Below are 9,394 nucleotides of genomic sequence, written 5' to 3' on the forward strand. Positions count from 1 at the left end.
AGCATATCTGATAGTTCTCGACCCCGGCGGCGCGGGCGATGTTGGGCAGTTGCGCCAGTGCCGCAGCGGCGCTGCCATGATCGTGCATCAGCCTGTAAAACGTGCTGATCCCCACCCGACGCGAGCGCAAGAGACGGAGCCAGTCAAACCTTTGGTCTTCCGTGGTGGGTGGGAGTAGGGGGTGAGTGGAAGAGTTCTGTTCCAAGGCCATCCTGCCTCCGTCCGCTTGCAGGAACAGGAATAGTCTTTCACTGGTTAACCAGTGGTGAACGCAAAAGGGTGACAGAGAAGAATTCCTCCGCCACCCTTTCAAGGCATTGATTTAGATTGGTTCTTTTTCAGGTCTGCGCGCCGCCGACGGTCAATCCGCCGATCATCACTGTGGGCTGACCCACGCCGACGGGCACCCATTGCCCCTGTTTGCCGCAATTGCCCATGCCAGGATCGAGCGCCATGTCGTTGCCCAGTGCCCGAATCTGTTGCAGCGCCGTGGCGCCGTCACCGATCAGCGTAGCCCCTTTGACAGGCGCTCCGACCTTGCCATCCTTCACGCGATAGGCCTCGGTGCAGGAGAAGACGAACTTGCCATTGGTGATATCCACCTGACCGCCGCCGAAGCCGACCGCCCAGATCCCATCCTTGAGGTCTGCCACGATATCTCCGGGCGCGACATCGCCGCCCAGCATATAGGTATTGGTCATGCGCGGCATCGGAATATGGGCATAGCTTTCGCGGCGACCATTGCCTGTGGGCGCGACTCCCATAAGGCGGGCGTTCTGGCGGTCCTGCATGAAGCCCACCAGCACCCCATCGTCGATCAGCACGTTCTTGCCAGATGGCGTGCCTTCGTCATCCACGGTGATCGACCCACGGCGGTCGGGAATGGTCCCGTCGTCCAGAACCGTCACGCCTTTTGCCGCAACCTGCTGCCTCATCAGCCCGGCAAAGGCGGAACTGCCCTTGCGGTTGAAATCGCCTTCAAGCCCGTGGCCCACAGCCTCGTGGAGCAGAATGCCCGGCCAGCCCGGTCCAAGCACAATATCCATCACGCCTGCAGGTGCGGGCACCGCGTCAAGATTGACCAGCGCGATGCGCAGCGCTTCGCGGGCCTTGTCCTGCCAGTCCGCCGGATCGAGCAAACCGTCCAGCATTACGCGCCCGCCGCCCCCTGCCGTCCCCGATTCGCGGCGGCCGTTCTCTTCGACGATCACACTGACATTCACGCGAGTCATGGGGCGGGTGTCGGACACCAGCGTGCCTTCGGGTCGCAGAATGGCCACCTCCTGCAACGATGCTGCAATTGTCGCGCTGACCTGCACGACCCGGGAATCGAGAGCGCGGGCATAGGCATCAATCTCGCGCAGGGTGTCCACTTTGACCGGAAAGCTGTGCCCGGCAATCGGGTCTGCATCGGTATACAGCTTGGTATTCGTGCCTGCGGGTTTGTCGGCGAGCGTACCGCCACCCTCGCCCACAGCCAGCCGTGCGGTTTCCACGGCGCGCTTGATTGCCGATTCGGAAATGTCGGTGGAATGGGCATATCCTGCCACTTCGCCCCGGACGGCGCGCAAGCCGAATCCCTCGGACGCATCGTAGCTGGCGGTTTTCACACGACCATCGTCGAAGACCAGCACTTCGGACCGGCGCCGTTCGAGGAACAGTTCCCCATCGTCCGCACCCGCCACAGCCTCTTTCAACAGCGCCAGCGCCCTGTCCTGATCAAGATGCGTGTCGAATGGTTGGAAAGACGTGTCGGCCATGAAACCCCCGGGGTGAAATTGATCCAGATCAAAGAAAGCGCGTTTTTGCCGCAAGCAAGCTTCTTTAACTGATGACCAGAATATGGTTTTAACCGCTCCCAAGACAACGGGAGGATTGTGTCGGCACCAGCCGGACTTTTCCTGCCTTTGCATTTTGACAGAACACGCAACCGATCAGGGTAAGACATGCAACTCAAATCTTTGCTCTTGGGTCTGGCCACCACCTTCGCCGCCGCACCGGCGTTTGCCCAGCAAACGCTCGAAACAATCGGCGTACCGGTGGACCGGGGCACAGGCTTTCAACCCGCGGCAACCGAACTGGCGCGCGACCTTCAGTGGCTTGACGGGATGATCCTTATTATCGTCACCGCCATCGTACTTTTCGTAACCGCGCTGCTGGCCTACTGCATCGTGCGCTACAACCGCCGCGCCAACCCGAACCCCTCCAGCTTTACCCACAACACCCCGATCGAGATCGCCTGGACCGTTGGTCCGATCCTGATCCTTGTGTTCATTGGTGCGTTTTCGCTCCCGGTGCTCTTCAAACAGCAGGAAATCCCCGAAGGGGACTTGACCATCAAGGTCACTGGTTACCAGTGGTACTGGGGTTATGAATATATCGGCGAAGACCTGGCCTATGACGGCTACATGATCGGTTCCCCCTTCACAGGTGGCGACAACCGCATGACACCCGAGGTTGAGGCGCAGTTGGTCGAAGCGGGCTACCGCAAGGAAGACTTCCTGCTGGCCACAGACACTGCCGTGGTCGTGCCGGTTGGCAAGACGGTCGTGATGCAGGTGACCGGTGCCGACGTGATCCACTCGTGGACCATCCCGGCCTTCGGCGTGAAGCAGGACGCGGTTCCTGGCCGTCTGGCAGAACTGTGGTTCTCAGCCGAGAAGGAAGGCGTCTACTTCGGCCAGTGTTCCGAACTCTGCGGCCTTGCCCACGCCTATATGCCGATCACTGTCAAAGTGGTCAGCCAAGCGACCTATGACGCATGGCTCGAAGCGTCCAAGAACGAAGGCGGCTATGTCGATGTCCGCACGGTTCTGACCAACTAAGACCAATCGGCGCACGCGGCCATCGCGTGCGCCACTCTGACCGGCCCCTACTGACCCAACGCAGTTGAGACACACGTGACCGATACAAGCATCAACACCCAGTCGCATGTCGCCCAGAACGAGGCGCAGTTCAGCGATTATTTCGCGCTCTTGAAGCCGCGCGTGATGACGCTTGTCGTGTTCACGGCCTTCGTCGGCTTGCTGGCCGCACCGAACCCGGTGCATCCGTTCATCGCGTTTTGCGCGATCCTGTTCATCGCCATTGGCGGCGGTGCATCCGGTGCTCTGAACATGTGGTGGGATGCCGATATCGACGCTGTGATGAAGCGAACCCAGCGCCGCCCGATCCCTGCGGGCAAGGTCACAGGCGACGAAGCCCTAGCCATCGGCATGGCGCTTTCGGCCTTTTCGGTCGTGTTCCTTGGCCTTGCGACCAACTGGGTTGCAGCAGGTCTTCTGGCATTCACCATCTTCTTCTATGTCGTGATCTACACGATGTGGCTCAAGCGCTGGACGCCGCAGAACATCGTTATTGGCGGCGCTGCAGGAGCGTTCCCTCCGATGATCGGCTGGGCTGCGGCCACCGGCGGCGTGAGCGTTGAATCCGTGCTGATGTTCTGCCTGACCTTCATGTGGACGCCGCCGCATTTCTGGGCGCTGGCGCTGTTCATGCGCAAGGATTACGACAATGCCGACGTGCCGATGCTGACCGTGACCCATGGTCGCCGCGCGACGCGTGTCCATATTCTGGCTTATACTGTTCTGCTGGCGATCCTTGCGGTCGCGGCTGGTTTCACCTCGATTGGTGGCCCTGTCTACATCGTCACATCCGTTGTGCTGAATGCGATGTTCCTGCGCGGTGCTGTCCAGATCTGGCGCCGGGACGAGGACATGTCCGAGGAAGACAACTTCCTTGTCGAGCGCAAGTTCTTCAAACTCTCCCTGCTTTATCTCTTCGCCCATTTCGGCGCGATCCTGATCGAAGCGGGTCTCGACAAGATCGGGGTTTGGGGATGAGCCTGTCCAAGCAACATGAACTTCACGAGCGCCGTTTTGGCCGCAACGTGGGTGTCGGTCTGGTCCTTGTCGGGCTGATCTCCATCGTGTTCGGTCTGACGGTCGTCAAAGTCACCCGCGGGGATTACGAGACCCCGGCAACAACATCGGTGAGCCAATGAAACCGCTTGATCCGAAGAAAAAGACCGCCCTTCAAGGCCTTGCCGTCGTCGTCTTCATGGGCGGACTGGCGTGGGCCTCGGTACCCTTCTACGACTGGTTCTGCCGGGTGACCGGCTTTGGCGGCACACCCAACGTCGCCGACGCAGGAAGCGTCGAGATCGTGGACCGCACCATCAAGGTACGCTTTGATGCGTCGCTGGAGCGCGGTATGCCGTGGGAATTCAAACCGATGCAGCTCGAGGTGGAACTGCGTCTGGGAGAAGAGGGTCTTGCCTTCTACGAGGCCTACAACCCCACCGACCGCCCGATTGCGGGCACTGCAAGCTACAATGTCGCGCCTTACGGCGCTGGCCTCTATTTCTCGAAGATCGCGTGTTTCTGCTTTGAAGAGCAGATCCTGATGCCCGGAGAGCGGGTCGAAATGCCCGTCAGCTTCTTCGTCGATCCCGACATCATGAACGACGCCGACGCGAAATTCGCGAAACACATCACCCTGTCCTATACGTTCCACGAGATCGATCTGCCCGAAGAAACGCAGGCGATGCTTGACGCGGAGCGGACCGACAGCGGTTCTCTGAACTAACGCCTAGCCACGAGGGACCAAAATGGCGCACGCAAAAGATCATGACTATCACATACTCAACCCCTCCGTCTGGCCGTTCATCGGCGCGGTGTCCGGGTTTGCGATGCTCTTCGGGGCGGTGCTGTGGATGCACGACAGTGGCCCCTGGCTGTTTCTGATCGGGCTGGTCGGTGTCCTTTACACCATGTTCGCATGGTGGTCGGATGTCATCGCCGAAAGTCAGGTGGGTGACCACACTCCGGTTGTGCGGATCGGCCTGAAATACGGCTTCATCCTGTTCATCATGTCCGAAGTGATGTTCTTCGCGGCGTGGTTCTGGAGCTTCTTCAAGCACGCGCTTTACCCGATGGGACCGGACAGCCCGGCCATCGACGGCGTTTGGCCGCCGGTCGGGATCGAAACGTTCGATCCGTGGCATCTGCCGCTGATCAACACGCTGATCCTGCTCTGCTCGGGGGCGGCTGCCACATGGGCCCACCACGCGCTGGTGCACGAAGACAACCGCGAAGACATGAAGTGGGGCCTGATCATCGCCATCGCGCTCGGCTTCATCTTCACGCTGTTGCAGGCTTATGAGTACAGCCACGCGGGCTTCGGCTTTGCCGGCAACATCTACGGTGCCAACTTCTTCATGGCGACCGGCTTCCATGGCGCGCACGTGATCATCGGAACGATCTTCCTGTTCGTCTGCCTGATGCGTCTGACCCGCGGTCACTTCACCCCGCAAAAGCATGTCGGATTCGAAGCGGCAGCATGGTACTGGCACTTCGTGGACGTGGTCTGGCTCTTCCTGTTTGCCGCGATCTACGTCTGGGGTCAGTAACCGCACCAGACAGGGACGTTCCGGCTTGAACGGGACCTACCAACAAGGATAAAGCAAGGCGCGCCCGAACGGCGCGCCTTTGCCACTCTCAGGAGCCCTCTTTTGTCCCGCATCACCCTGCCTTTGTTGACCGGTCTGATCGGCACGGCGATCCTTGTGTGGCTGGGCACATGGCAATTGCAGCGGTTGGAGTGGAAGCAAGGCATCCTTTCGCAGATCGAAAGCCGCATCGGAGGCGATCCCGCCCCCCTGCCCGCCATCGGCAATCCGGAAGCAGACCGCTATCAGCCGGTGCAATTGACCGGCACGATTGAACCGCAAGAGCTTTTTGTTCTGGTTTCGCAGAAACGCATCGGTGCAGGGTACCTGGTGATATCCCCGTTCGTGACAGAGGATGGCCGTCGTATTCTCGTGGACCGTGGCTTCATTCCCGTAGAAGACCGCAGTATCGCGCGTGATGGTGGCGCAAAAGATATCACGGGTAATCTGCACTGGCCCGACGACCGGACGTCTTCGACCCCGGAGAATGACATCACGGGGAACACATGGTTCGCCCGTGACATTGACGCGATGTCCGACGTGCTGAACACAGAGCCGCTTCTGGTGATTGCCCGCAACATGTCGCCCGCTGATCCCGGTGTGACGCCCCTGCCAGTGGACACGAGCGGCATTCCGAACGATCACCTGCAATACGCGATCACCTGGTTCTCGCTGGCCGTCGTGTGGCTGGTCGGAACCATCGCGCTGGTATGGCGCTTGCGACAGACGAAGGAAGGCTGAAGCCTGATGCAATATATATCAACGCGCGGCAAAGCCCCGGCGCTTGGATTTGAAGACACGATGCTGTCCGGGCTTGCCCGCGACGGTGGTCTGTATGTGCCCGAGACCATCCCGACACTGTCGGCCGATGACATCCGCGCGATGCACGGGCTGACCTATGAGGAGATCGCGTTCCGCGTGATGCGGCCCTTCGTGGGCGACGCGTTCACCGACGAGGTATTCGCTGACCTGATCGCCAAAGCCTATGCGGGCTTCGGCCACGACGCCCGCGCGCCGTTGGTGCAGCTGGGCAATGGGCATTTCCTTCTCGAACTGTTCCACGGTCCGACGCTGGCATTCAAAGACTTCGCGATGCAGCTCATCGGTCAGATGTTCCAGGAGGCACTGTCCCGCAGCGGCAAACGCGTGACCATCGTTGGCGCGACCTCGGGCGACACCGGCTCTGCCGCGATCGAGGCGTTCCGGGGGCTGGATGCGGTTGACGTGTTTATTCTTTACCCGCATGGCCGGGTGTCCGAGGTGCAGCGCCGCCAGATGACCACGCCGGTGGAATCGAATGTCCACGCGCTTGCGCTGGATGGCACGTTTGACGACTGTCAGGCGCGGCTGAAGGACATGTTCAACCATTTCGAGTTCCGCGATGCGGTGAAGCTGGCTGGCGTGAATTCGATCAACTGGGGCCGTGTGCTGGCACAGGTGGTGTATTACTTCTCGTCCGCTGTCAGCTTGGGCGCACCGGACCGTAAGGTCAGCTTTACCGTGCCCACGGGCAACTATGGCGACATCTTCGCAGGCTATATTGCCAAGCGCATGGGCCTGCCGATTGACCGGCTGGTCGTGGCCACCAACCAGAACGACATCCTGCATCGCTGCCTGACCACAGGTGGTTATGTTACCGACAGCGTCACTCCGTCTATCAGCCCGTCGATGGACATTCAGGTCAGTTCAAACTTCGAACGTGCGCTCTTTGATGCCTACAACCGCGATGGCAATGCCGTGGCGCAGCTGATGGACGAACTGAAGGCCGGCGGTTTCCATGTCAGCCAAGGCGCAATGCAGGTGCTGCGCGAACACTACGACAGCGGTCGCGTGTCCGAGGACGAAACCCTGGCGATGATCGCCCACGCCCATGCCCATATGGGCGAATTGCTCTGCCCGCATTCGGCTATCGGTGTGCAGGTGGCCGAAGCCCAGCGCGATCCGAATGTGCCGATGATCACGCTTGCCACCGCGCATCCGGCGAAATTCCCTGACGCGGTGGAAAAAGCCAGCGGCATCCGCCCGCCCCTGCCCGAGCGTATGGCCGACCTCTTCGACCGCGAGGAACGCGTGACACGCGTGCCCAACGACCTCGACCAGCTTGAATCCCTCATCAAAGATCGGATCGCCTCTTGACCGTCCAGACCGCCACACTTCCCAACGGCTTCCGCATCGTGACCGAGTATATGCCCGGTCTGGAAAGTGCGGCCATCGGCATCTGGGTCACCGCAGGCGGGCGCCACGAACGGCCCGAGCAGAACGGCATCGCGCATTTCCTCGAACATATGGCGTTCAAGGGCACCGAGACGCGGTCCGCTTTGCAGATCGCCGAGGCCATTGAAGATGTGGGCGGCTACATCAACGCCTATATTTCGCGCGAAGTGACAGCTTATTACGCGCGCGTGCTGCGCAACGATGTGGGCCTTGCTCTGGACGTGGTAGCGGACATCCTGCGCAATCCGGTCTTCGATCCAAAAGAGATCGAGGTCGAACGCCATGTGATCCTGCAGGAGATCGGTCAGGCCGCCGATACACCGGACGACATCATTTTCGACTGGTTGCAGGAAAAGGCCTATCCCGATCAACCCATCGGGCGCACGATCCTTGGCGAGACCGACCGCGTGTCGGGGTTTTCGAAAGACGATCTGGCGACCTTCGTGTCCGAACATTACGGCCCTGACCAGATGATCTTGTCGGCGGCAGGTGCAGTGGACCACGAGGCCATCGTCGCGCAGGCCGAAGCCCTGTTCGGGGACATGATCGCCCGTCCGGCTCTGATCGCCGATGCCGCACGGTTCCACGGCGGGGAAAGCCGCAAGGTCAAGGATCTGGAGCAGGCGCATTTGGCGCTGGCTTTTGAATCGCCGGGCTACCGCGACCCGAACTTCTATGCCGCTCAGGTTTATTCCGTGGCCTTGGGGGGCGGCATGTCGAGCCGCCTGTTCCAGGAAATCCGCGAAAAGCGCGGCCTGTGCTATACGATCTTTGCCCAGACCGGGGCCTATTCCGATACGGGCATGACCACGATCTATGCCGGCACCAGCGGTGAAGAGATCAAGGAACTGACCAACCTCACCATCGACGAAATGAAGCGCGCGGCTGACGAGATGTCGCCTGCAGAGGTTGCCCGCGCCCGCGCGCAGATGAAAGCCGGGTTGCTGATGGGGCTGGAAAGCCCGTCGTCGCGCACCGAACGGCTGGCGCGGATGATACAGATCTGGGGGGAAGTGCCCTCGCTCGAAGACACGGTGTCCCGCATCGACAGCGTGACCACAGGCGACGTGCGGGCTTTCGGCGAACAGCTCGTTCGAAAAGCCCCGGTGGCGATGGCGCTTTATGGACCGGTCGGCGACGCCCCGGACCTGACCACCCTGTCCCAACGCCGCGTGGCCTGATGCTCGGCCTGCGGCGCAAGCTTCGGCTCGACACCGAGCGGATGGTCCTGCGTCCGCCCGTGCACAGCGATTTCAGCCCCTGGACCGCCCTGCGCCGTGACAGCGAAGGCTTTCTTGCCAAATGGGAACCCAGCTGGGCCGAGGACCATCTGAGCCGCCGTGCCTTCACCAATCGCGTCTATTGGGCCAATCGTGCCATCAGCAACGGGTCGGCGGTTCCGCTCTTCCTGCTGCGGCGTCAGGATGACATGCTGCTCGGGGCAATCACACTCGACAATATCTGGCGTGGTCCGGCGCAGGCCGGGACGCTGGGGTACTGGATCGGGGAGCCCTTCGCACGGCAGGGATATATGCGCGAGGCGATAGACGCCTTGGTGCATTACGCCTTCGACCGTCTGGACCTCAGTCGCATCGAGGCGGCATGTCTGCCAGAGAACAAGGCGTCGCGCGGGCTGCTTGAGAAGTCGGGCTTCAAATATGAAGGGGTGGCACAAAGATACCTGCAGATCGACGGGCGCTGGCGAACCCACGTTCTTTATGCGTCGCTGCG

10 protein-coding genes and 1 pseudogene are annotated in these 9,394 nt (G+C 60.9%); 9 read left to right on the top strand and 2 right to left on the bottom strand.

Annotated features, from left to right (window positions below):
• Positions 1-211 (bottom strand): annotated as a pseudogene (locus tag JJ869_RS19405) (DNA-protecting protein DprA); the annotation flags it as partial.
• Positions 212-338: 127 nt separating this feature from the next.
• Positions 339-1,760 (bottom strand): metalloprotease TldD, encoded by a 1,422-nt coding sequence (tldD, locus tag JJ869_RS19410; protein ID WP_292269738.1) that lies wholly within the window; start codon positions 1,758-1,760, stop codon positions 339-341.
• A 186-nt stretch (positions 1,761-1,946) separates the two neighbouring features.
• On the opposite strand from tldD, the gene coxB reads away from it, so the two are divergent.
• The 9 genes from coxB to JJ869_RS19455 all read left to right on the top strand — a co-directional run.
• A complete protein-coding gene (coxB, locus tag JJ869_RS19415; protein ID WP_292269741.1) occupies positions 1,947-2,825 on the top strand; it encodes a cytochrome c oxidase subunit II in 879 nt (292 codons plus the stop codon).
• Positions 2,826-2,900: 75 nt separating this feature from the next.
• The gene (gene cyoE / locus JJ869_RS19420; protein WP_292269744.1) at positions 2,901-3,842 is read left to right on the top strand and encodes a heme o synthase; all 942 of its coding nucleotides are present in this window, start codon (positions 2,901-2,903) and stop codon (positions 3,840-3,842) included.
• On the top strand, positions 3,839-4,003 hold the full coding sequence (locus tag JJ869_RS19425; protein WP_292269747.1) for a hypothetical protein: 165 nt from the start codon (positions 3,839-3,841) through the stop codon (positions 4,001-4,003). Before cyoE ends, JJ869_RS19425 begins: the two co-directional genes overlap by 4 nt.
• On the top strand, positions 4,000-4,587 hold the full coding sequence (locus JJ869_RS19430; RefSeq protein ID WP_292269749.1) for a cytochrome c oxidase assembly protein: 588 nt from the start codon (positions 4,000-4,002) through the stop codon (positions 4,585-4,587). The genes JJ869_RS19425 and JJ869_RS19430 overlap by 4 nt, the downstream gene beginning before the upstream one ends.
• Positions 4,588-4,609: 22 nt before the next feature.
• A complete protein-coding gene (locus JJ869_RS19435; protein WP_292269752.1) occupies positions 4,610-5,410 on the top strand; it encodes a cytochrome c oxidase subunit 3 in 801 nt (266 codons plus the stop codon).
• A gap of 102 nt (positions 5,411-5,512) precedes the next feature.
• Entirely contained in the window at positions 5,513-6,190 is a 678-nt protein-coding gene (locus JJ869_RS19440; RefSeq protein WP_292269755.1) for an SURF1 family protein, read from the top strand.
• A gap of 6 nt (positions 6,191-6,196) precedes the next feature.
• Positions 6,197-7,585, top strand: a complete 1,389-nt coding sequence (gene thrC / locus JJ869_RS19445; RefSeq protein ID WP_292269758.1) for a threonine synthase — start codon at positions 6,197-6,199, stop codon at positions 7,583-7,585.
• On the top strand, positions 7,582-8,844 hold the full coding sequence (locus JJ869_RS19450; protein ID WP_292269761.1) for a pitrilysin family protein: 1,263 nt from the start codon (positions 7,582-7,584) through the stop codon (positions 8,842-8,844). Before thrC ends, JJ869_RS19450 begins: the two co-directional genes overlap by 4 nt.
• Positions 8,844-9,394: GNAT family protein (locus JJ869_RS19455; RefSeq protein WP_292269764.1), on the top strand; the 551-nt coding region annotated here is incomplete at its 3' end. The genes JJ869_RS19450 and JJ869_RS19455, both read left to right, overlap by 1 nt.

Origin of the sequence: Marivita sp. (genome assembly GCF_017643905.1) — a bacterium.
Classification (GTDB): Bacteria; Pseudomonadota; Alphaproteobacteria; order Rhodobacterales; family Rhodobacteraceae; genus Marivita.